The sequence below is a fragment of the Kribbella sp. NPDC004138 genome, from assembly GCF_053603655.1.
Map to the genome: position 1 here is coordinate 239,306 of NZ_JBSGFZ010000006.1, position 20,618 is coordinate 259,923.

A 20,618-nucleotide genomic window follows, 5' to 3' on the forward strand; every position below is an offset into this window, starting at 1 on the left:
CGGCTGCTGCCGGCAACCATTCGAAATTATTCGTTCCGCAAGGCTCGGCCCAGCTGAGAACCAGCGAGACAACCAGGAGATCAACAGATGATCCAGCAGGAGTCGCGACTGAAGGTCGCCGACAACACGGGCGCGAAGGAGATCCTTTGCATCCGCGTTCTCGGTGGCTCCGGTCGGCGCTACGCCGGTGTCGGTGACACGATCGTCGCCACCGTCAAGGACGCGATCCCCGGCGGTGGTGTGAAGAAGGGTGACGTCGTCAAGGCGGTCGTCGTGCGGACCGTGAAGGAGCGCCGGCGTCCGGACGGCTCCTACATCCGCTTCGACGAGAACGCCGCGGTGATCCTGAAGGCCGACGGCGAGCCGCGCGGCACCCGTATCTTCGGGCCGGTCGGCCGGGAGCTGCGCGAGAAGCGCTTCATGAAGATCATCTCGCTCGCGCCGGAGGTGCTCTGAGATGGCTGCCCAAGAAAAAAAGGCTCAGAAGAAGCTGCACGTGAAGAAGGGTGACCAGGTCCGTGTGATCTCGGGTCGCTCGAAGGGCCTCGAGGGCAAGATCATCCAGGTCTTCCCGAACGACGAGAAGGTCATCGTCGAGGGCGTCAACCGGGTGAAGAAGCACACCAAGGTGCAGCAGGCCCAGCGCGGCGGCACCACCGGTGGCATCGTCACCCAGGAAGCCCCGATCCACGTCTCGAACGTCGCCCTTCTGGTCGAGGTCGAGAAGGACGGGAAGAAGCAGAAGGTGACCACCCGCGTCGGCTACAACCGCGTCGAGGTGCAGAAGCGCCGTCCCGACGGTTCGACGTACACCGGTTACCGGAGCGTTCGGATCGCCCGGCGTACCGGCGAGGAGATCTGATGACCACCGCAGTAACCGAGAACAAGATCCAGCCGCGCCTGAAGACGAAGTACCGCGAGGAGATCGTCGGCAAGCTGCACGAGCAGTTCCAGTTCGAGAACGTCATGCAGGTGCCCGGGCTCACCAAGATCGTGGTGAACATGGGCGTCGGCGAGGCGGCTCGCGACTCGAAGCTGATCGAGGGCGCGGTGAAGGACCTGGCCGCGATCACCGGCCAGAAGCCGCAGGTCACCAAGGCCCGCAAGTCGATCGCGCAGTTCAAGCTGCGTGAGGGGATGCCGATCGGCGCGCACGTGACGCTGCGCGGCGACCGGATGTGGGAGTTCCTGGACCGGCTGCTGGCGCTCGCGCTGCCCCGGATCCGCGACTTCCGCGGTCTGTCCCCGAAGCAGTTCGACGGCACCGGGAACTACACCTTCGGTCTGACCGAGCAGGTGATGTTCCACGAGATCAACCAGGACCGGATCGACCGCGTCCGGGGCATGGACATCACCGTGGTGACCACCGCGAAGAACGACGACGAGGGTCGGGCCCTGCTGCGGGCGCTCGGCTTCCCGTTCAAGGAGAACTGACGTGGCGAAGACAGCACTCAAGGTCAAGCAGGCCCGGAAGCCGAAGTTCGCGGTGCGTGGCTACACGCGCTGCCAGCGCTGCGGCCGGCCGAAGGCGGTCTTCCGCAAGTTCGGCCTGTGCCGGATCTGCCTGCGGGAGATGGCGCACCGGGGCGAGCTGCCCGGCGTGACCAAGTCCAGCTGGTGACCGTCTCCACCCCAGAACTTCTCCCCATTCACCACCATCTAGTCACCGTAGGTCGCCGAACGGCGAAACCACGGCGGGAAAGAGGCCCCAGGCCATGACGATGACCGACCCGATCGCAGACATGCTGACGCGTCTGCGCAACGCCAACCAGGCGTACCACGAGTCGACCTCGATGCCGTACAGCAAGATCAAGCAGGGCATCGCCGACATCCTCCAGCAGGAGGGCTACATCTCCTCCTACAAGGTGGAGGAGCCCAAGGAGGGCACCGTCGGCAAGACCCTGATCGTCGACCTCAAGTTCGGCCCGAGCCGGGAGCGCTCCATCGCGGGTGTTCGGCGGATCAGCAAGCCGGGCCTGCGGGTCTACGCGAAGTCGACCAGCCTGCCCAAGGTCCTCGGTGGCCTGGGCGTCGCGATCATCTCGACGTCCCAGGGTCTGCTGACCGACCGTCAGGCCAAGAACAAGGGCGTTGGCGGGGAAGTCCTCGCCTACGTCTGGTGACGAAGAAACCGGAAGGAGGACCACTGAATGTCTCGCATCGGTAAGCTCCCGGTCACGGTCCCGTCCGGCGTCGACGTCACGATCGACGGCCAGACGGTCACTGTGAAGGGTCCGAAGGGTCAGCTGTCGCACGTCGTCGCTGAGCCCATCGCGGTCGACCGGGACGAGGACGGCGCCATCGCCGTGACCCGCCCCGACGACCAGCGCAAGAGCAAGGAACTGCACGGCCTCTCCCGCACCCTGATCGCCAACCTGGTGACCGGCGTGACGGACGGCTACGAGAAGAAGCTCGAGATCGTCGGCGTCGGGTACCGCGTCCTGTCCAAGGGACCGACCCAGCTGGAGTTCTCGCTCGGGTACAGCCACACGATCACGGTCGACGCCCCCGAGGGCATCACCTTCAACGTGGAGGCCCCGACCCGGTTCTCGGTCATCGGCATCGACAAGCAGTCGGTCGGTGAGGTCGCCGCCAACATCCGCAAGCTGCGCAAGCCCGAGCCGTACAAGGGCAAGGGTGTGCGGTACGCGGGCGAGCAGGTGCGCCGCAAGGTCGGAAAGGCTGGTAAGTAACCATGGCGATCGGACTGCGTCCGCACAAGCACTCCGCCAAGAAGACGTCTTCCCGGCTGCGTCGGCAGATCCGGGTCCGGAAGAAGATCAACGGCACGGCCGAGCGGCCGCGGCTGGTGGTCTCCAAGTCCTCGAAGCACCTGTTCGCGCAGGTCATCGACGACGTCGCCGGCAAGACGCTGGTCTCGGCTTCCACCATGGAGGCCGACCTGCGGGGCGCCGAGGCGAACAAGACCGACAAGGCCAAGACCGTCGGCGGCCTGATCGCCGACCGGGCCAAGGCAGCCGGCATCGACTCGGTCGTCTTCGACCGGGCCGGGAACAAGTACCACGGCCGCATCGCGGCCCTGGCCGACGCCGCCCGCGAGGGCGGGCTCGGCTTCTGATGGCGACAAGGGAAGAAGGTAGTTCGAAATGAGCGGAGGCCAGCAGCGTCGCGGAGGCGGCGCCGGTGGTGAGCGCCGTGGCCGCGACGGTGGTCGCGGTCAGCAGGCGGACAAGACCGCCTACATCGAGCGCGTGGTAGCCATCAACCGTGTCGCCAAGGTCGTGAAGGGCGGTCGTCGCTTCAGCTTCACCGCCCTCGTGGTCGTCGGCGACGGTGAAGGCACCGTCGGTGTGGGTTACGGGAAGGCCAAGGAGGTGCCCGCGGCGATCGCCAAGGGCGTCGAGGAGGCCAAGAAGGCGTTCTTCAAGGTGCCGCGGATCCAGGGCACCATCCCGCACCCGGTCCAGGGCGAGAAGGCTGCCGGCGTGGTGCTGCTGCGCCCGGCCGCGCCCGGTACCGGTGTGATCGCGGGTGGCTCGGCGCGCGCCGTCCTGGAGTGCGCGGGGATCCACGACATCCTCAGCAAGTCGCTGGGTTCCTCGAACTCGATCAACGTGGTGCACGCCACGGTCGAGGCGCTGCGGAGCCTGGAGACCCCGGAGGCCGTGGCCGCGCGCCGTGGCCTGCCGGTCGAGGACGTCGCCCCGGCGGCCCTGCTGAAGGCGCGGGCGGAGGTGGCTTCCTGATGGCACGCCTGAAGGTGACCCAGATCCGTTCGGGCATCGGTGGTAAGCAGAACCAGCGCGACACGCTGCGCACCCTGGGCGTCAAGCGGATCGGCGACACCGCCGTCCACGAGGACCGCCCCGAGGTTCGCGGCATGGTCCGCACGGTTCGCCACCTCATCACCGTCGAGGAGGTCGACTGACATGGCGCTCAAGGTTCACCACCTGCGCCCGGCGCCCGGCGCCAAGACCGCCAAGACCCGCGTGGGTCGTGGTGAGGGCAGCAAGGGCAAGACCGCCGGCCGCGGTACCAAGGGCAGCAAGGCGCGTAACAACATCCCCGAGTACTTCGAGGGTGGCCAGATGCCGCTGCACATGCGGCTTCCGAAGCTGAAGGGCTTCAAGAGCAGGAACCGGGTGGAGTTCCAGGTCGTTAACCTGGACAAGCTCGGACAACTGTTCCCCGAAGGTGGCGAGGTCGGCGTGGCCGACCTGGTCGCCAAGGGCGCGGTCCGTCGTGGTCAGCCGGTCAAGGTGCTGGGTGACGGCGAACTGACCGTGGCACTGCAGGTCTCGGCGCACAAGTTCTCCAAGTCCGCCACGGACAAGATCCAGGCGGCCGGGGGAACCACGACCGAGGTGTGACACGAGGTCCAGGGCTCGTAACGATCGGTGCTTGATATCCTGCGCCGGTCGGACGAGCCCTGGTTCGTCTCTTGCCCAGAGGCTTAGCTAGGCCCCTGCCGTGCCCGCGGCCAGGGAAACTTGTGGGAGGACAGGGTGTTAGGCGCCTTTGCCAACGCGTTCAAGACTCCGGACCTGCGCCGGAAGATCTTGTTCGTGCTCTTCATCGTCGTGATCTTCCGGATCGGCTCGGTCGTTCCGGCGCCCGGTGTGAACGTCCAGTCGCTGCACACGTGTATCAAGATCTCGCAGGGCGGCCAGAACGCCAACCTGTACAACTTGATCAACCTGTTCTCCGGCGGCGCGCTGCTGCAGCTCGCGATCTTCGCGCTCGGCATCATGCCGTACATCACCGCCAGCATCATCCTGCAGCTGCTCACCGTGGTGATCCCGCGGCTGGAGTCGCTGAAGAAGGAGGGCCAGGCGGGTCAGGCCAAGATCACCCAGTACACCCGGTTCCTGACCGTCGGTCTGGCGATCCTGCAGTCGACCGCGTTCGTGGCGCTCGCCCGGACGCCGGGCCGGCTGTTCCAGGGCTGCAGCGAGCCGCTGCTGTACAAGGACGACTGGTTCACGATCACCGTCATCGTGCTGACCATGACCGCCGGTACCGGCGTGATCATGTGGCTCGGTGAGCTGATCACCGACCGTGGCGTCGGTAACGGTATGTCGATCCTGATCTTCACCCAGATCGTCGCGACCTTCCCGACCCAGCTGTGGAGCATCCGCAAGCAGAAGGGCATCACCACCTTCGTCGTGGTGATCGCGATTGGCCTCGTCATCATGGCGGCGGTCATCTTCATCGAGCAGGCCCAACGCCGGATCCCGGTCCAGTACGCGAAGCGGATGGTCGGCCGGAAGATGTTCGGCGGCACCTCGACGTACATCCCGCTGAAGGTGAACCAGGCCGGTGTCATCCCGGTCATCTTCGCCTCCAGCCTGCTGTATCTCCCCGTTCTGGTCAGTCAGTTCCAGCAGGGCAAGAGCTGGTCCAACTGGATCCAGGGCAACTTGGTCAAGGGCGACCACCCGATCTACATGGCGACCTACGTCGCTCTGATCATCTTCTTCACGTACTTCTACGTCTCGATCACCTTCAACCCGAAGGAGGTCGCCGACAACATGAAGAAGTACGGCGGCTTCATCCCCGGGATCCGGGCGGGTCGGCCGACCGAGGAATACCTGAAGTACGTGTTGGACCGCATCACGCTGCCCGGCGCGATCTACCTCGCGGTGATCTCGATGATCCCGCTGGTCGCTCTCGTCCTGCTGAACGCGAGCCAGAACTTCCCGTTCGGCGGTACGTCGATCCTGATCATGGTCGGTGTCGGACTCGACACCGTGAAGCAGATCGAGAGTCAGCTGCAGCAGCGAAACTACGAAGGGTTCCTGCGCTGATGAGAATGTTGCTGATGGGTCCGCCCGGGGCGGGCAAGGGCACGCAGGCAAAGGTGCTTGCGGAACGCCTGAAGATCCCGGCCGTGTCCACCGGCGACATCTTCCGCGCGAACGTCAAGGACGAGACGCCCCTGGGTGTCGAGGCCAAGCGCTACATGGACGCCGGGGACTACGTTCCGGACGAGGTCACCAACGCGATGGTGCGGGACCGGCTGTCCGAGGCCGACGCCGGCGAGGGCTTCCTGCTGGACGGGTATCCGCGGACGCTGGCCCAGGTGGGCACGCTGGACGACATCCTGGCCGAGCACGGCCACAAGCTGGACGCCGTGGTCGCGCTGGTCGCGGACATCGACGTGCTGGTGGACCGGATGACCAAGCGCGCGCACATCGAGGGCCGGACCGACGACTCCGAAGAGGTCGTCCGGCACCGGCAGGACGTCTACACCGCCGAGACCAAGCCGCTGCTGCAGGTGTACGCGCAGCGCGGCCTGCTGGTCGAGGTGGACGGCGTCGGCGAGATCGACGAGGTCAGTGAGCGCGTGCTCGCCGCCCTCAAGCCCGTCACGGAGTAAAGACAGCATTTGATGTTCAGAGACCGCGGTATCGAGATCAAGACCCGCGAGCAGATCCTCGCCATGCGTAAGGCCGGCCTGGTGGTCGGCCGCACGCTGGAGCTGCTCCGCGGTGAGGTCCGGGCCGGCATCACCACCGGCGAGCTGGACGCGATCGCGGAGGACAACATCCGGTCCTCCGGCGCGACGCCGTCGTTCAAGGGGTACCACGGGTTCACCGGCTCGATCTGCGCGTCGGTGAACGACGAGATCGTGCACGGCATCCCGGGTGACCGGGTGCTCGCCGACGGCGACCTGATCTCGATCGACTGCGGCGCGATCGTGGACGGCTGGCACGGCGACGCCGCGATCACGGTGCCGGTCGGTGAGGTCGACGCCGAACTGCTGGAGCTCGCGCGGATCTGCGCGCAGTCGATGTGGCGCGGGTTCGCCGCGGCCCGGCTCGGCGGCCGGCTGTCCGACATCTCGGCCGCGATCGAGGCCCACGTCCGGGCGAACTCGTCGTACGGGATCGTCGAGGACTTCGTCGGGCACGGGATCGGCTCGGCCATGCATCAGCCGCCGAACGTGCCGAACTTCGGTCGCGCCGGCCGCGGGCCGAAGCTGGTCGAGGGGATGGCGCTGGCCGTGGAGCCGATGCTCACGCTCGGCAAGCAGGAGAATCACACGCTCGAGGACGACTGGACCGTCGTCACCGACGACGGGCGGTCGGCCGCACACACAGAGCACACGTTCACTCTCACTCCGCAAGGCCCCTGGGTGCTGACCGCCATCGACGGCGGCGAGTCCGAGCTCGCCGAGCTCGGCGTGAAGTTCGGCGCCCTCGCCGACTGACGGACCACGGGGGTCCACCCGTCGGGGGACGCGGAGCGGACCGGAGCTGAGGCACACTTGAGACATGCCTCAGTACCAGCCGCACCAGCGTTTCACCGAAGCCGACCGGGACAAGATCGCCGGCCGGTTGCGGGACGCGTTCGCGGACGGCCGGCTGGACCAGCCCGAGTTCTCGTCGCGCCTCGACCAGCTCTACACCGTGCAGACGTACGGCGAGCTCGAGCCGCTGGTGCGTGACCTGCCGCCGGTGCGGACGTACCAGACGCCCGAGGTGGTCAAGGACTCCAAGCCCGCGCCGGAGCCGGGCAGCTTTCCGGAGCGGAAGAAGGACAACCACCCACAGCGCCGCGGCGGGGCGATCGGCGGCTTCACCGGCGTCGTGCTGATCAACGTGGTGATCTGGTTCGTGATCGGGCTGGGCAACGGCGGCCACTGGCCGCACTTCTGGCCGGTCTGGCTGCTGATCCCGTGGGCGATCATCGCCCTCGGCGGCCTCGGCAGGCGCCGTTGACAGCGGCCCCGATGAGTCGCCGCCTGGCCGGTCCGCGGCTACGGCCGGATCTGGCGTGGCAGGTGCATCAGGGAGCCGCGATCGTCTACGTGGTCTGGTTCGCCGTCGCCGTACCGCTGGCGGTCGCCGGGCTGCTGCTGGAGCCCCGGTGGGTGGGCTGGATGGTGCTGGCCTGGTTCCTGGTGCTGCTCGGGTTCACGCTGGCGCTGCGGATCGCCGACGGCCGCCGCCGGCGAGAGTGGGCGGAGGCCGCCGGGCAGCTCGGCTGGCGCGTCAGCGCGTCCGCGGTGGAGCTGCTGGATCGTTGGCCGTTCCCACCGTTCGACGCGGACCCGGAGGCCGAGGTCGCCGACGTGACGTCGGGCCGGCACCGCGGCCGGGAGTTCTGGACCGGGCGGTTCCGGCACAAGGTCGGGCGCCGTGAGCTCGGCTTCGACTTCCTCGATCTGCATGTGGAGCGCCCGCTGCCGCCGTTGCAGGTGCTGCCCGCGGGGCTCGCGCCGGTCGCGGCGGCGAGCTTTCTGCCGTTGCCGTTGACGGTCGAGGGCCTGCCGGGGCAGTACCGCTTGTTCAACGGGCGTGAGGATCACGCGCTGGCCGTCCTGCATCCGCGCGCGGTCGAGGCGCTGGCCGACGTACCGGCGTTCGGCTTCAGCTGCGAGGGCCGGCGGTTCGTCGCGATCCTCCCGGCGTACCGCGACGCGACCACCGCCCTCGCGCAGCTCGACGCGGCCTGCGACCTGCTGGACCTCATGCCGGAGCAGGTCTGGCGCGCGGGCGAACAGTGGGCGGCTACGCAGTCCTCAGCAGACTGACGAGCGCCGACAGATCAGCTTTGCCGTGGCCGGCTGCCACGGCCCGCTGCAGCAGCTCGCCCATCGGCGCGAGCAGCATCGGGTCGACGTCGTGTGCTTCTGAAGTGCTGATGAGGTTCTCGTAGGCAGCTGCCTGCATGGAGAGATTCGAACCGGCCGTCTCCGCAGGGCCGTTGTCGAGATCCTCGGCGATGCGGGGCAGGCTCGTGAGCATGGCCGTCAGCCATGGGCCCAGGAACTGGGTGGTGAACGGCTCCGCCGCGAGGTCCTGACTGGTGATGAGGGCCAGCGCATGCTGGGCGCCGCCGAACATGCCGTACATGGCGCTCAGCAAGGCGATGTCGTACAGGGCGGCCAGTCCGGGGTCGGCGCCGACGTACGCCGGGCGTGCCAGCACAGACAGATCGGCGCTGTGCTTCTCGAAAGCCTCCGGTTCGCCGCTGTAGAAGATGAATGCTGCTGGACCGCCGATCATCGCGGGCACAGCCATGATGCCGCCGTCGACGTACTGCGCTCCCGCGCTCGTGAGCTGCTCTGCGGTGCCACGGGCCTGGTCGGGTGTGCTGTTGGTGAGGTTGACGACCGTCTTGCCGGTGAGGTCGATGCCGTCGAGTGTGCTGCGGACGGTGTCGTCGACGAGCAGGCAGACGACGACCAGCGGACTGGCCGCGATCGCCTCGGCCGCTGTGGTGGCGCGTACGACGTCGAGTTCGGGGGAGCGGCCGGGGGTGCGGTTCCAGACGGTGGTCGGGTGGCCGGCGGCCAGGAAGGCCCTGGCGAGGGCGGTCCCCATCGCGCCGAGCCCCAGGACGGTGACAGGTGTCTTCATGCGGTCCACCCTGGATCCCGCGCTTTAGGATGGACAAGTACCCACTAAATAGTCAGGTACTGACGGAAAGGTAAGTATGCGCCCGTACACCTGTGGCCTGGACGCCGCGGCGGATGTGATCGGCGGGAAGTGGAAGCCGCGCATCCTGTGGGCGCTGCATCACGGCCCGCTGCGGTTCGGCGAGCTGCGCCGGGAGATCCCCGGCGTCACGGAGAAGATGCTGATCCAGCAACTGCGCGAGCTGGAGTCGCGTGGCATCGTGCACCGGGAGGTCTTCCACCAGGTGCCGCCGAAAGTCGAGTACTCACTCACCGAGCTCGGAGCGTCACTCAACGTCGCGCTGATGCCGTTGGACGACTGGGGCGCCGAGCACATGGCGGAGCTGGAGAGTACCCGCTGAGGGCCCAATTGGGATCAATGCCGCGCGTGGCGTACACTTTTTCCTTGGCTCTTTGTAGCCATAGCCAGTCACGTCTACAGAAGTGCGAGGACATGCCCAAAAAAGAGGGAGTAATCGAACTCGAGGGCACCATCGTCGAGGCCCTGCCGAACGCGATGTTCCGTGTTGAGCTGTCCAACGGGCACAAGGTGCTCGCGCACATCAGCGGCAAGATGAGGCAGCACTACATCCGGATCCTCCCCGAGGACCGGGTCGTCGTGGAGCTGTCGCCGTACGACCTCACCCGGGGTCGCATCGTCTATCGGTACAAGTAAGACCCACACCAACACCTGTCGAAGAAAGAAGCTCGATGAAGGTCAATCCGAGCGTCAAGAAGATCTGCGACAAGTGCAAGGTGATCCGCCGTCACGGCCGGGTCATGGTGATCTGCGAGAACCCGCGGCACAAGCAGCGGCAGGGCTGACAAGCCTCACGCAGTAACACGGCACTTTCGCACCACAGCGCGCATGCTCATCCAGGTCACTGGATGTCGCCCCTGGAACAGAGGCCAGGGCCTTGCCGGTGAAGCACTCACCGAGGCGGGCAAGGACGCAGCGCGCCACCACACCTCTGCCGACGAAAGGAACACCGCCACATGGCACGCCTCGTAGGAGTCGACCTGCCGCGCGACAAGCGCATCGAGGTCGCCCTCACGTACATCTTCGGTGTGGGCCGCACGCGCGCCCAGGAAACGCTGAAGAACACCGGGGTCTCCCCGGACAAGCGCGTCCACGAGCTGGGCGACGACGAGCTGGTCAAGCTCCGGGACTGGATCGAAGGCAACTACAAGATCGAAGGTGACCTCCGTCGCGAGGTGACCGCGGACATCCGCCGCAAGATCGAGATCGGGTCGTACCAGGGTCGCCGGCACCGCAGCGGGCTTCCGGTGCGCGGTCAGCGCACGCGGACCAACGCCCGTAGCCGCAAGGGTCGCCGCAAGGCGATCGCCGGCAAGAAGAAGAAGTGACCCGGATGACTGTCGACCACCCCAGGAGCAACTGACCTATGCCTCCCAAGAGCCGCACCGCGGCCGGCGCGAAGAAGGTGCGCCGCAAGGAGAAGAAGAACGTGGCCGCCGGCCACGCGCACATCAAGAGCACGTTCAACAACACGATCGTGACGATCACCGACCCGACCGGCGCGGTCATCTCGTGGGCCTCCGCGGGCACCGTCGGTTTCAAGGGTTCGCGCAAGTCGACCCCGTTCGCCGCGCAGATGGCCGCCGAGGCCGCCGGGCGCCGCGCGATGGAGCACGGCATGCGCAAGATCGACGTCTTCGTCAAGGGTCCCGGCTCCGGCCGTGAGACCGCGATCCGTTCGCTGGGTGCGGTCGGCCTCGAGGTCGGCACCATCCAGGACGTCACCCCTGTTGCCCACAACGGCTGCCGCCCGCCCAAGCGGCGCCGGGTCTGACCCAGAGAGGAGCACGAAAATGGCCCGTTACACCGGACCCATGACCAAGAAGTCGCGCCGTCTCGGGGTCGACCTCGTCGGTGGCGACAAGGCGTTCGAGCGTCGTCCGTACCCGCCGGGTATGCACGGCCGCGGCCGCCCGAAGGAGAGCGAGTACCTGCTGCAGCTGCGCGAGAAGCAGAAGGCGCGCTACTCGTACGGCGTTCTCGAGAAGCAGTTCCGCCGGTACTACGAGGAGGCCTCGCGGCGCTCCGGCAAGACCGGTGACAACCTGCTGCAGATCCTGGAGTCCCGGCTGGACAACGTGGTGTACCGCTCCGGTCTCGCCCGTACCCGCCGCCAGGCGCGTCAGCTCGTCGTGCACGGTCACTTCACCGTGAACGGCATCAAGGTGAACATCCCGTCGTACCGCGTCTCGGCGCACGACATCATCGATGTCAAGCCGAAGTCGGTGGAGACGACGCCGTTCATCATCGCCCGGGAGACGCACTCCGAGCGCGTCGTCCCGGCCTGGCTCGAGGTGATGCCGGAGCGTCTGCGGATCCTCGTCCACCAGCTGCCGACCCGGCAGCAGATCGACACCCAGGTCGCCGAGCACCTGATCGTCGAGCTCTACTCGAAGAACTGACCCGGTTCCGGCCGGCGGCCTCCGGGCCACCGGCCGGATCGGTGCGTTCTTCACCTCGCGACCTCAAATAGTGGTCGTCGCGACACAGAAGGAACAAGAAGTTGCTTATCGCACAGCGCCCCACCCTGACCGAAGAGGTCGTCGACGAGTACCGCTCGCGGTTCGTGATCGAGCCGCTGGAGCCGGGCTTCGGTTACACCCTCGGCAACTCGATCCGCCGGACCCTGCTGTCCTCCATCCCGGGGGCGGCCGTCACCAGCATCAAGATCGACGGTGTCCTGCACGAGTTCTCCACCGTTGCCGGGGTCAAGGAAGACGCCACCCAGCTGATCCTGAACCTCAAGGACCTGGTCGTCTCCTCCGAGCACGACGAGCCGGTCACCATGTACCTGCGCAAGCAGGGCCCCGGTGACGTCACCGCCGCCGACATCGCGCCGCCGGCCGGTGTCGAGGTGCACAACCCGGACCTGAAGATCGCCACCCTGAACGAGAAGGGCCGGCTCGAGATGGAGCTGGTCGTCGAGCGGGGCCGCGGCTACGTGTCCGCCGTCCAGAACAAGTCCGCCGACGCGGAGATCGGCCGGATGCCGGTCGACTCGATCTACTCGCCGGTGCTCAAGGTCACCTACAAGGTCGAGGCCACCCGTGTCGAGCAGCGCACCGACTTCGACCGCCTGGTGGTCGACGTCGAGACCAAGCCGTCGATGCTGCCCCGCGACGCCGTCGCGTCGGCCGGTAAGACGCTGGTCGAGCTGTTCGGCCTGGCCCGTGAGCTGAACGTCGAGGCCGAGGGCATCGACATCGGCCCGTCGCCGGTCGACGAGCAGATGGCCGCCGACCTGGCGCTGCCGGTCGAGGACCTGCAGCTGACCGTCCGGTCGTACAACTGCCTCAAGCGCGAGGGCATCCACACCGTGGGTGAGCTGATCTCGCGCAGCGAGCAGGACCTGCTGGACATCCGGAACTTCGGCTCCAAGTCGATCGACGAGGTCAAGCTGAAGCTGGCCGAGATGGGCCTGTCGCTGAAGGACTCCCCGCCCGGGTTCGACCTCCGCGCCGCGTCCGGTGCCTACGGCAACGAGGCGGACGACGAGGACGAGAGCTTCGCCGAGACCGAGCAGTACTGAGCTGACCAAAGGCCCGTCGGGCCGTATCCCCACGGCTCGACGAGCCTGAGATTCCTGGAGTTATGAGATGCCTACCCCCACCAAGGGTGCCCGGCTGGGCGGCAGCCCGGCGCACGAGAAGCTGATCCTCAGCAACCTCGCGACGTCGCTGTTCGAGCACGGCGCCATCACCACCACCGCGGCCAAGGCCAAGCGCCTGCAGCCGCTGGCGGAGCAGATGATCACCAAGGCGAAGCGTGGTGACCTGAACTCGCGCCGCCAGGTGATGAAGCGGATCAAGGACAAGAGCGTCGTGCACGTGCTCTTCACCGAGATCGGCGAGCGGTACGCCGACCGTCCGGGCGGCTACACCCGGATCACCAAGCTCGGCCCGCGCAAGGGCGACAACGCCCCGATGGCGAAGATCGAGCTGGTCGAGGCTCTGGCCGACAGCCCGAAGGCCAAGAAGACCGCCGCGAAGAAGGCTCCGGCCAAGAAGGCAGCCGCTCCGAAGGCCGAGGAGAAGGCCGACGAGCCGCAGGACGAGGCCAAGGTCGAGGACGTCCAGGACGAGAAGGTCCAGGACGTCGTCACCGAGGACACCACCACCGAGGACGCGAAGACCGACGACAAGTAAGTCGCCGGCTCGTAGTCACCACAGAGCCCCCTCACCGCACGGTGAGGGGGCTCTGTTGCGTTAGATTGCCGTGTGCGCTGGCGGATCGACCTCAGGTATGACGGAGCGGCCTTCCACGGGTGGGCCCGTCAGGAAGGCCTCCGTACCGTGCAGGGCGAGCTCGAGGAAGCGGTCCGCGTCGTACTGCGGCTGCCGGAGCCGGTGACTGTGACCTGTGCCGGCCGGACGGACACCGGGGTGCACGCCCGCGGGCAGGTCACCCATGTGGACGTAGACGGCGCTGTGGACCCGCTGAGGCTTCTCAGGGGGCTGAACGGCGTCCTGCCCGCAGATGTAGCTGTCACGGCCGTTACGGCGGCCCCAGAGGGCTTTGACGCCCGGTTCTCGGCTCTGGCGCGCCGCTACGTGTACCGGCTGTGCGACGACCCGGCCGGCTGGGACCCGCTCACCCGGGGACACGTGCTGCGGGTGGGCCGTCCGATGGATGTTGACCGTATGAACGCGGCCGCGACCGGTCTGCTCGGGGAACACGACTTCGCGGCGTTCTGCAAGAAGCGGGAGGGTGCCAGCACAGTGCGGGCTTTGCTGGAGTTCTCCTGGCAGCGGACGGGTGTCGGGCAGCTGGCAGGCACTGTGATCGCAGATGCGTTCTGTCACTCGATGGTGCGGGCTCTGGTGGGCTCGATGATCCCTGTGGGCGACGGACGCCGGGACGTCTCCTGGCCCGCAGCGGTGCTGGCCGGGAAGGTGCGGGACTCCGCCGTGTCCGTCCTGCCGGCGCACGGGCTGACACTGGAGGAAGTGCGCTACCCGGCAGACGACGAGCTGGCCGCGCGGGCTCTGCAGGCCCGTCAGGTCAGGGGAGAGGTGCATCAGCGTGGGTGACCACTTCTTCTCGGCGGATCCGCAGTCGGCGGACGTACGGCGTAGTGTCGAGGCCCGGATCTGGGGACGGCCGTACGTCTTCACCACGGCGACCGGAGTGTTCTCCCGGGACCGCTTGGACATCGGTACGTCGGTGCTGCTGCGCTCGGTGGAACCGCCGACCGGGCCGGGGACCTTCCTCGACCTGGGGGCCGGCTACGGACCCATCGCCTGCGCGCTGGCGGTGGAGGCCCCGGAAGCGACGGTGTGGGCGGTCGACGTGAACAACCGCGCGCTGGAGCTCACCCAGGTGAACGCGGAGGCGGCCGGCGTCGCGGACCGCGTACGCGCGGCGCTGCCGGACGACGTACCCGACGACGTGCGGTTCGACCAGATCTGGTCGAACCCGGCGATCCACATCGGCAAACCCGAACTCCACAAGATGCTGCTGCGCTGGCTGAGCCGTCTTGCTCCCGGCGGCGTGGGATGGTTCGTCGTCGGAAAGAACCTGGGCGGCGACTCTCTCCAGCGCTGGATGACCGACCAGGGCTTCCCCTGCGAGCGGATCGGCAGCGCGAAGGGCTTCCGGGTACTGCGTGCAACGAACGCGGGTCCGTCCGCGTCCTGAGGGGTATGGAGGCAGTCTTGGCGGCAGCGGAGGTGCGGACGGAGCCGCTCGACTTCGAGGCATGGGTGACCGAGAAGGCCGATGCCCTGCTGCGGTTCGCCTACGTCCTCACCGGCGACGCGAATCTGGCCGAGGACGCCGTACAGGACGCTCTGACCACAGCCTGTGCGCGCTGGGGGCGGGTGAGCCGCGCCGACGACCCCGAGGCGTACGTGAAACGCATGGTGGTGAACGCGCACATCTCCTGGTGGCGGAGGTTCCGGCGGCGTGAGGCGCCGGTGGACGACCCGGTCCGCACCGCACGAGCCGTCGGGGACGGTACGGCGGCGCGCGCCGAGTCGGACGCCATCTGGGCCTTGTGCGCGACGCTCCCGGACAAGCAGCGGGCAGCCGTCGTACTGCGGTTCTACGAGGAGCTGTCGTACGCCGAGATCGCCCAGCTGCTGCACTGCGCGGAAGCGACCGCCCGCTCGCATGTGCACCGCGCACTGGCAGCACTGAAGACCACACTGAGCAGCGAACGAGGGACGGAAGGAGCCGAGAATGCCTGAGCACGATCCTGAGCGGGAGCTCGGCCCCAAGATCACCTCGGCGCTCCAGGGCCACGCGGACACGCAGGGGATGCAGGCGACCGATCTGGCGCGGGAGGCCCGTCGGCGCGTGCACCGCCGCCGCCAGGGGATATCGGTGGCGGCCGCCGCGATCCTGGTGGCGGCAGCAGTGGGCGGCGTCTGGAGCGTGATGGGCAATGATTCGCCGGTCGCCACGAGCCACAGCGACTCGGCCGGCGAAGGCAAGGCCGAGGCCCCGGAGCGGACCTCGCAGGGCATCCAGCCGAATGCGGCGAAGAACACCGCCTGTCCGGCTCAACATCCGATCCAGCAGGTCGCCGGGCCGAGCGACGTACCGACCGGGACCGGGCTCGACCTGAACACTCCGGTGACGGGTCTGACCGCGTGCCGGTACAGCACAGGGCAGAGCGGTCTGCTCGGACAGATGCAGTTCGACGGCGCGGTGGCGCAACAGGTCGTCGATGCGATCAAGGTGCTCCCGGAGCGGAATCCGGAGCTACCGGTCTTCAAGTGCGCGCCACAGGTTACTAAGCCGTCCGAGGCGATCGCACTGCGCTTCGCCACGGCAAGTGGCGTCAAGGAGATCTGGGTGGTGTACGACGGCTGCACGGACGCCGGCTTCTTCACCGGCACGCACACCTACGGTCTGTTCTCCGCACCGCTGAAGCTGTTCATGAAGGACTCGGTCCGCCCGTCCGGTGGTACCTACCTGAGCGCGCTGAAGGACTGGTAGCTCACTCGACGCCGCGGTCCGGCCTCTTGGCGGACTTGATGGACCGCACGTTGTCGGGGCGGTCGCCGCTCTCTGTCTGGGCGGCGGTGTGCCGGCTCGGTGCCGTGTGTGACCACAGGAACTGCTGCAGCCTGGCGATCTCCTGCTCGCGTTCGGTCGGGTAGAGCTGCTCCGGCAGCTGCTGGTAGTACGCCTGCTCGCGCCCCGCGACCGGACGCTGCGCCGGCCATCCGGCCTCGGCCCAGATCTGCCGGACCTCGTCCTCACGGTCCCGGAATGTCTCCAGCGCCGAGTCCGGCAGCTCCGGCGGCTCCACACCCGGGTGCTCGGCGTTCCAGGACTCGTAGTGGTCCCTGATGGTGTCGAGGTTCGTCTCGAACTCCAGCGCCGTCCATTCCGCCGAGCTGTCGCCCCATCTGGACTTCACACCCGGATCCGTGAGCCGGCTGTGCTCCGTCATCGCCAGTCCGCCGAGCCCGCGCCGCAGTGGCCCGGTCAGGTGCTCGCGCAGCTGGGTCCGGTGCGCGTCGGGGACCAGTTCGCCGACCTGGTGATCGATCGCCCGGTCGGCGATCACGGCGAACCGCTGCGTTCGCTCGGTGCTCTCGACCAGGTCGCGCAGCTGGTTCACGCCCAGGCCGGTGGCGCCTGCCAGCGGGTACATCAGCCGGCTGGTGGCCGCCGTGTACGCCGGGAACGCGGACATGTGGCCGTGCGGCAACGAGTGCTCGGTCAGGTCCTCGGAGATCCGGCCGACGTACCGCTGGGTGAACTCGTCGGCCAGGCCGCGCTCGAGTGCGAGGTCCTCCCACGAACCGTTCGGCGTCGCGCCCGGCGCCGACTCGTCACCGAACTCCGACAGCGAGAGCCGGGCCTGGAAGACCGCCATCTCGGTCGCGCTCGAGGCCGCCCACCGCTCGTCGCGGGTCGGCGTCTGCTCCGCCGCGTAGACGGCCCGTGCCGGGTCGAGCACGTGCTTGCGGCTGATCGTCATGCTGCCGTCGGTGTGGTAGATCCCGCTGATGTCACCGTCCTGCTCGTACAGCTTCCCGCTCCAGTGGGAGTCGCGGCCGGCGTACTCGGCGGCCTTGGCGACGACCGACGCGACCCACTCGTACTCCCAGGTGCCTGGCAGGATCTCCGGACCGCGCCGGAGGAGCTCGTTCACCGACTGCCCTCCGCGAGGCCGGCGATCTGCTCCGCGAGCGAGCTGTTCATCAGCAGTAGGGCGGCCCGCTGGTCAGCCGCCGCCTGCGGGACCAACTGCCCGATTCGCTGCAGTGCCTGCTCCAGCTGGGCGATCCGGTCCTGCCCCTGGGCAGCCGACATCGTCGCTTCGCCGTACAGCCGCTGCGCCTCGCGATACGCGTCCATCCGCACCTTTCCCTCACCTCAGGACGCCGTCGATCATTCCTCGTCAGGGGGTCGCCTAGCGGGCCTGTCCGCCGTTGGAGGGCGGCAGCCGCCAGACGGAGCGGGCCGCGGCCGCGGCACCCGACGCTGCTGCTCCTGCTGCCCCGCTGCCGGCCGCGGTTCCGCCACCCGCCAGGCCGGAGTGGGCGCCGGAGTCGAGGAACTGCCGCAGATGGGTGGTTTCCAGGTCGATGGACGGCCGGCCGTAGTACGCCTCGATGCGCTGGACCTGCGCCCGCTCCTGCGCCGACATCGGCATCCGCGGCGGATGGTCACCGTGTGCGCGGTAGTGCTGCTCGATCCTCGCCAGCTGCTGCTCCACGGTACGCACGGCACGCTCCGCGTGTTCGTGTCCCAGGTTGTCGAGCGCCCGCTGGTCGCCGGTCGGTGACTCGTGCTCGGTCATCGCGGCGAGTTCGTCGAGCAGCGGGCGGGTGAGCGCCAGCCGGACCTGGGACCGGTGCTCCGGAGGCATCAGGCCGTCCAGGCGGGCGTCGATGAGCAGGTCCGCCATGGCGTTGTAGCGCTGCAGCCGCGGTGCGTCCTGGATCGCCGAGACGATCTCGTGGCGCGGCCGGCCGGTGAGTTCCTGCAGGCCGAGCACGACGCCCTCGACGCTGCCCCGATAGCCCGGGTACACCGAGCCGATCCGCGCCTGGGTGCTCCCGGGGATCGCCCGATCCATGCCGGTTTCCTCCATGACCGCCGTCGTGAGGCGCTTCGCCTTCAGCTCCGCGAAGCCTTCGCTGAGCGCCATGTCCGCGGGGCCGAGTTCCCGAATCGCATCGGGTGCGGCCGGATCGCCGAGCTCGGCCTGGTGATGGTCCGTCTCGTGGATGACGACGGCCGTGGCGAGCCGGATCAGCTGGTGATCGTGGTAGCTCAGCTGTTCCGGGGCGTCGTACCCGCGCAGCACCGGGTCGAGGACGTGCTCCCGGCTGACCGTCATCGGTCCGTTCGGGGTCGCCGCGGCGAACACTCCGCTGGTCTCCTCGAACAGCCGCCGGTCCCACCGCGACGGCCTGCCGGTACGACGCTCGACCGCGGCGACGACGCTCGCGACCCACGCGTAGTCGCGGGTGCCGGGCAGGATCTCCGGACCGGGGACGGACAGCACGGGCGTCACGATAACCGCTCGCGTGGGGCTTGCCGGTCCCGTCAGACTGGGGGAATGGGTCACGTGGATGTCGCCGGGATCGGGTACGAGCTGCCGGACGGGCGGGTGTTGCTGGACGACGTCACGTTCCGGGTCGGTGACGGTGCGAAGGTGGCGCTGGTCGGTGCCAACGGCTCCGGGAAGACCACGCTGACCAGGATCATCGCCGGTGACCTGAAACCGCACAGCGGCAGCATCTCCCGGTCCGGCGGGCTGGGTGTGATGCGCCAGTTCGTCGGCTCGGTGCGGGACGAGTCGACCGTGCGGGACCTGCTCCTCGGCGTCGCGCCGGAGGCGATCCAGCAGGCTGCGGCCAAGCTGGACAAGGCCGAGCTGGCGATGATGGAGGCCGACGACGAGAAGACCCAGCTGCGGTACGCGCAGGCGGTCGCGGACTGGGGCGAGGTCGGTGGGTACGACGCCGAGGTCCTCTGGGACGTCTGTACGACGGCCGCGCTCGGCGTGCCGTTCGACCGTTGTCGCTGGCGTGCGGTGAAGACGCTGTCCGGCGGTGAGCAGAAGCGGCTCGTACTGGAGGCGTTGCTGCGCGGTCCGGACGAGGTGCTGATGCTGGACGAGCCGGACAACTACCTCGACGTACCGGGGAAGCGGTGGCTGGAGGAGCAGCTGCGTGGCTCCGACAAGACCGTGCTGTACATCAGCCACGACCGGGAGCTGCTGGCCAACACCGCTACCCGGATCGTCACCGTGGAGCTCGGCGCCGCGGGTAACACCGCGTGGACGCACGGCGGCGGGTTCGCGACGTACCACGAGGCCCGGCGGCACCGGTTCGAGCGTTTCGAGGAGCTGCGCAAGCGCTGGGACGAGGAGCACGCCAAGCTGCGCGCACAGATGCTGATGTACAAGCAGAAGGCCGCGTACAACTCCGACATGGCGTCGCGCTACCGCGCCGCACAGACCCGGCTGCGCAAGTTCGAGGAGGCGGGCCCGCCGCAGGCGCTGCCACGCGAACAGAAGGTCAGCATGCGTCTCACCGGCGGCCGCACCGGCAAGCGGGCCGTGGTGTGCACACAGCTCGAGCTGACCGGGCTGATGAAACCCTTCGACCTGGAGGTCTGGTACGGCGAACGCGTCGCGGTCCTGGGGTCGAACGGCTCCGGCAAGTCGCACTTCCTGCGGCTGCTCGCGAACGGCGGCTCGGATCCGGACGTGGAGCACCAGCCCGTCGGCGACATCCAGATCGCGTCCGTGGCGCACACCGGCAAGGCGAAGCTCGGTGCACGGGTGCGGCCCGGCTGGTTCGCGCAGACGCACGAGCATCCGGAGCTGGTCGGCCGGACGCTGCTGGAGATCCTGCACCGGGGTGACGACCACCGGGACGGCATGGGGCGTGAGCTGGCCTCGCGCAAGCTGGACCGGTACGAGCTGGCGCATGCGGCCGAGCAGACCTTCGACAGCCTGTCCGGCGGGCAGCAGGCCCGTTTCCAGATCCTGCTGCTGGAGCTGTCCGGAGCGACTCTGCTGCTGCTCGACGAGCCCACCGACAACCTGGACGTCGAGTCGGCCGAGGCGCTGGAGGAGGGGCTGGACTCCTTCGACGGCACGGTCCTCGCAGTGACCCACGACCGCTGGTTCGCCCGGGGCTTCGACCGCTACCTGGTGTTCGGCGCCGACGGCTCGGTCTACGAGCCCGACGAGCCGGTCTGGGACGAAGGCCGCGTGGAACGGGCACGCTGACC

Annotated in this window: 32 protein-coding genes; 28 read left to right on the forward strand and 4 right to left on the reverse strand. The window is 68.1% G+C overall.

Going from position 1 to position 20,618, the window contains the following annotated elements; all coding sequences use genetic code 11:
- Nucleotides 1-87: 87 nt before the first annotated feature.
- From rplN to ACWEOO_RS10800, 15 genes are all read left to right on the forward strand, one after another.
- Nucleotides 88-456 (forward strand): 50S ribosomal protein L14, encoded by a 369-nt coding sequence (gene rplN, locus ACWEOO_RS10730; RefSeq protein ID WP_012923677.1) that lies wholly within the window; start codon nt 88-90, stop codon nt 454-456.
- A gap of 1 nt (nt 457) precedes the next feature.
- On the forward strand, nt 458-862 hold the full coding sequence (gene rplX / locus ACWEOO_RS10735; protein WP_452142769.1) for a 50S ribosomal protein L24: 405 nt from the start codon (nt 458-460) through the stop codon (nt 860-862).
- A complete protein-coding gene (gene rplE, locus ACWEOO_RS10740) occupies nt 862-1,434 on the forward strand; it encodes a 50S ribosomal protein L5 (protein WP_359939407.1) in 573 nt (190 codons plus the stop codon). Before rplX ends, rplE begins: the two co-directional genes overlap by 1 nt.
- A gap of 1 nt (nt 1,435) precedes the next feature.
- Nucleotides 1,436-1,621, forward strand: coding sequence for a type Z 30S ribosomal protein S14 (locus tag ACWEOO_RS10745; protein ID WP_012923674.1), 186 nt, complete (start codon nt 1,436-1,438; stop codon nt 1,619-1,621).
- 94 nt (nt 1,622-1,715) lie between these two features.
- Nucleotides 1,716-2,123, forward strand: coding sequence for a 30S ribosomal protein S8 (rpsH, locus tag ACWEOO_RS10750; RefSeq protein WP_131286345.1), 408 nt, complete (start codon nt 1,716-1,718; stop codon nt 2,121-2,123).
- Between the two features lie 27 nt (nt 2,124-2,150).
- A complete protein-coding gene (rplF, locus tag ACWEOO_RS10755; RefSeq protein ID WP_329003453.1) occupies nt 2,151-2,693 on the forward strand; it encodes a 50S ribosomal protein L6 in 543 nt (180 codons plus the stop codon).
- Between the two features lie 2 nt (nt 2,694-2,695).
- Nucleotides 2,696-3,079: a 50S ribosomal protein L18 gene (rplR, locus tag ACWEOO_RS10760; RefSeq protein ID WP_133789404.1), complete on the forward strand. Its 384-nt coding sequence runs from the start codon at nt 2,696-2,698 to the stop codon at nt 3,077-3,079.
- A 28-nt stretch (nt 3,080-3,107) separates the two neighbouring features.
- Nucleotides 3,108-3,707, forward strand: coding sequence for a 30S ribosomal protein S5 (gene rpsE, locus ACWEOO_RS10765; RefSeq protein WP_359939401.1), 600 nt, complete (start codon nt 3,108-3,110; stop codon nt 3,705-3,707).
- The gene (gene rpmD / locus ACWEOO_RS10770; protein WP_355482575.1) at nt 3,707-3,889 is read left to right on the forward strand and encodes a 50S ribosomal protein L30; all 183 of its coding nucleotides are present in this window, start codon (nt 3,707-3,709) and stop codon (nt 3,887-3,889) included. The genes rpsE and rpmD overlap by 1 nt, the downstream gene beginning before the upstream one ends.
- Nucleotide 3,890: 1 nt before the next feature.
- The gene (gene rplO / locus ACWEOO_RS10775) at nt 3,891-4,331 is read left to right on the forward strand and encodes a 50S ribosomal protein L15 (RefSeq protein WP_167205895.1); all 441 of its coding nucleotides are present in this window, start codon (nt 3,891-3,893) and stop codon (nt 4,329-4,331) included.
- Between the two features lie 135 nt (nt 4,332-4,466).
- Nucleotides 4,467-5,768, forward strand: a complete 1,302-nt coding sequence (gene secY / locus ACWEOO_RS10780) for a preprotein translocase subunit SecY (RefSeq protein WP_359939397.1) — start codon at nt 4,467-4,469, stop codon at nt 5,766-5,768.
- Nucleotides 5,768-6,340 carry an adenylate kinase gene (locus ACWEOO_RS10785; protein ID WP_452142770.1) on the forward strand — a complete coding sequence of 191 codons (573 nt, stop codon included), beginning with the start codon at nt 5,768-5,770 and terminating at the stop codon, nt 6,338-6,340. Before secY ends, ACWEOO_RS10785 begins: the two co-directional genes overlap by 1 nt.
- A gap of 9 nt (nt 6,341-6,349) precedes the next feature.
- Nucleotides 6,350-7,174, forward strand: coding sequence for a type I methionyl aminopeptidase (map, locus tag ACWEOO_RS10790; RefSeq protein ID WP_452142771.1), 825 nt, complete (start codon nt 6,350-6,352; stop codon nt 7,172-7,174).
- A gap of 64 nt (nt 7,175-7,238) precedes the next feature.
- Nucleotides 7,239-7,685: a DUF1707 SHOCT-like domain-containing protein gene (locus ACWEOO_RS10795; protein WP_452142772.1), complete on the forward strand. Its 447-nt coding sequence runs from the start codon at nt 7,239-7,241 to the stop codon at nt 7,683-7,685.
- Between the two features lie 11 nt (nt 7,686-7,696).
- Nucleotides 7,697-8,500, forward strand: a complete 804-nt coding sequence (locus tag ACWEOO_RS10800) for a hypothetical protein (RefSeq protein WP_452142773.1) — start codon at nt 7,697-7,699, stop codon at nt 8,498-8,500.
- Here the strand turns inward: ACWEOO_RS10800 and ACWEOO_RS10805 are convergent.
- A complete protein-coding gene (locus tag ACWEOO_RS10805; RefSeq protein WP_452142774.1) occupies nt 8,478-9,329 on the reverse strand; it encodes an NAD(P)-dependent oxidoreductase in 852 nt (283 codons plus the stop codon). The genes ACWEOO_RS10800 and ACWEOO_RS10805 overlap by 23 nt on opposite strands.
- Nucleotides 9,330-9,405: 76 nt before the next feature.
- Here ACWEOO_RS10805 and ACWEOO_RS10810 point away from each other — a divergent pair, with 76 nt between their 5' ends.
- The 12 genes from ACWEOO_RS10810 to ACWEOO_RS10865 all read left to right on the forward strand — a co-directional run bounded on the left by ACWEOO_RS10810 (nt 9,406) and on the right by ACWEOO_RS10865 (nt 16,349).
- Nucleotides 9,406-9,729, forward strand: coding sequence for a winged helix-turn-helix transcriptional regulator (locus ACWEOO_RS10810; RefSeq protein WP_452142775.1), 324 nt, complete (start codon nt 9,406-9,408; stop codon nt 9,727-9,729).
- 92 nt (nt 9,730-9,821) lie between these two features.
- On the forward strand, nt 9,822-10,043 hold the full coding sequence (gene infA, locus ACWEOO_RS10815; protein WP_012923661.1) for a translation initiation factor IF-1: 222 nt from the start codon (nt 9,822-9,824) through the stop codon (nt 10,041-10,043).
- 35 nt (nt 10,044-10,078) lie between these two features.
- Nucleotides 10,079-10,192 carry a 50S ribosomal protein L36 gene (gene rpmJ / locus ACWEOO_RS10820; RefSeq protein WP_008361054.1) on the forward strand — a complete coding sequence of 38 codons (114 nt, stop codon included), beginning with the start codon at nt 10,079-10,081 and terminating at the stop codon, nt 10,190-10,192.
- Between the two features lie 171 nt (nt 10,193-10,363).
- Complete coding sequence (gene rpsM, locus ACWEOO_RS10825; RefSeq protein ID WP_141854777.1) at nt 10,364-10,735, forward strand: 30S ribosomal protein S13; 372 nt, start codon at nt 10,364-10,366, stop codon at nt 10,733-10,735.
- A 38-nt stretch (nt 10,736-10,773) separates the two neighbouring features.
- Nucleotides 10,774-11,181 carry a 30S ribosomal protein S11 gene (rpsK, locus tag ACWEOO_RS10830; RefSeq protein WP_131286332.1) on the forward strand — a complete coding sequence of 136 codons (408 nt, stop codon included), beginning with the start codon at nt 10,774-10,776 and terminating at the stop codon, nt 11,179-11,181.
- Between the two features lie 19 nt (nt 11,182-11,200).
- Nucleotides 11,201-11,809, forward strand: a complete 609-nt coding sequence (rpsD, locus tag ACWEOO_RS10835) for a 30S ribosomal protein S4 (RefSeq protein ID WP_355482591.1) — start codon at nt 11,201-11,203, stop codon at nt 11,807-11,809.
- 101 nt (nt 11,810-11,910) lie between these two features.
- The gene (locus tag ACWEOO_RS10840; RefSeq protein ID WP_130384620.1) at nt 11,911-12,936 is read left to right on the forward strand and encodes a DNA-directed RNA polymerase subunit alpha; all 1,026 of its coding nucleotides are present in this window, start codon (nt 11,911-11,913) and stop codon (nt 12,934-12,936) included.
- Between the two features lie 67 nt (nt 12,937-13,003).
- The gene (gene rplQ, locus ACWEOO_RS10845; RefSeq protein ID WP_452142776.1) at nt 13,004-13,552 is read left to right on the forward strand and encodes a 50S ribosomal protein L17; all 549 of its coding nucleotides are present in this window, start codon (nt 13,004-13,006) and stop codon (nt 13,550-13,552) included.
- Nucleotides 13,553-13,624: 72 nt separating this feature from the next.
- Nucleotides 13,625-14,437, forward strand: a complete 813-nt coding sequence (gene truA / locus ACWEOO_RS10850; protein ID WP_452142777.1) for a tRNA pseudouridine(38-40) synthase TruA — start codon at nt 13,625-13,627, stop codon at nt 14,435-14,437.
- Nucleotides 14,430-15,044, forward strand: coding sequence for a class I SAM-dependent methyltransferase (locus ACWEOO_RS10855; RefSeq protein WP_452142778.1), 615 nt, complete (start codon nt 14,430-14,432; stop codon nt 15,042-15,044). Before truA ends, ACWEOO_RS10855 begins: the two co-directional genes overlap by 8 nt.
- A gap of 17 nt (nt 15,045-15,061) precedes the next feature.
- Entirely contained in the window at nt 15,062-15,595 is a 534-nt protein-coding gene (locus tag ACWEOO_RS10860; protein ID WP_359939364.1) for a SigE family RNA polymerase sigma factor, read from the forward strand.
- Nucleotides 15,588-16,349 (forward strand): hypothetical protein, encoded by a 762-nt coding sequence (locus tag ACWEOO_RS10865; RefSeq protein ID WP_452142779.1) that lies wholly within the window; start codon nt 15,588-15,590, stop codon nt 16,347-16,349. The genes ACWEOO_RS10860 and ACWEOO_RS10865 overlap by 8 nt, the downstream gene beginning before the upstream one ends.
- Before the next feature lies 1 nt (nt 16,350).
- Here the strand turns inward: ACWEOO_RS10865 and ACWEOO_RS10870 are convergent, their stop codons facing one another.
- Genes ACWEOO_RS10870 through ACWEOO_RS10880 form a run of 3 tightly spaced genes read right to left on the reverse strand, consistent with a single transcriptional unit; the run spans nt 16,351 to nt 18,879 of the window.
- Complete coding sequence (locus ACWEOO_RS10870) at nt 16,351-17,517, reverse strand: hypothetical protein (protein WP_452142780.1); 1,167 nt, start codon at nt 17,515-17,517, stop codon at nt 16,351-16,353.
- Nucleotides 17,514-17,723: a hypothetical protein gene (locus ACWEOO_RS10875; RefSeq protein WP_359939355.1), complete on the reverse strand. Its 210-nt coding sequence runs from the start codon at nt 17,721-17,723 to the stop codon at nt 17,514-17,516. Before ACWEOO_RS10875 ends, ACWEOO_RS10870 begins: the two co-directional genes overlap by 4 nt.
- A 55-nt stretch (nt 17,724-17,778) precedes the next feature.
- Entirely contained in the window at nt 17,779-18,879 is a 1,101-nt protein-coding gene (locus tag ACWEOO_RS10880; protein ID WP_452142781.1) for a hypothetical protein, read from the reverse strand.
- A gap of 54 nt (nt 18,880-18,933) precedes the next feature.
- On the opposite strand from ACWEOO_RS10880, the gene ACWEOO_RS10885 reads away from it, so the two are divergent.
- Nucleotides 18,934-20,616, forward strand: coding sequence for an ABC-F family ATP-binding cassette domain-containing protein (locus tag ACWEOO_RS10885; protein WP_363713155.1), 1,683 nt, complete (start codon nt 18,934-18,936; stop codon nt 20,614-20,616).
- Nucleotides 20,617-20,618 lie beyond the last annotated feature (2 nt).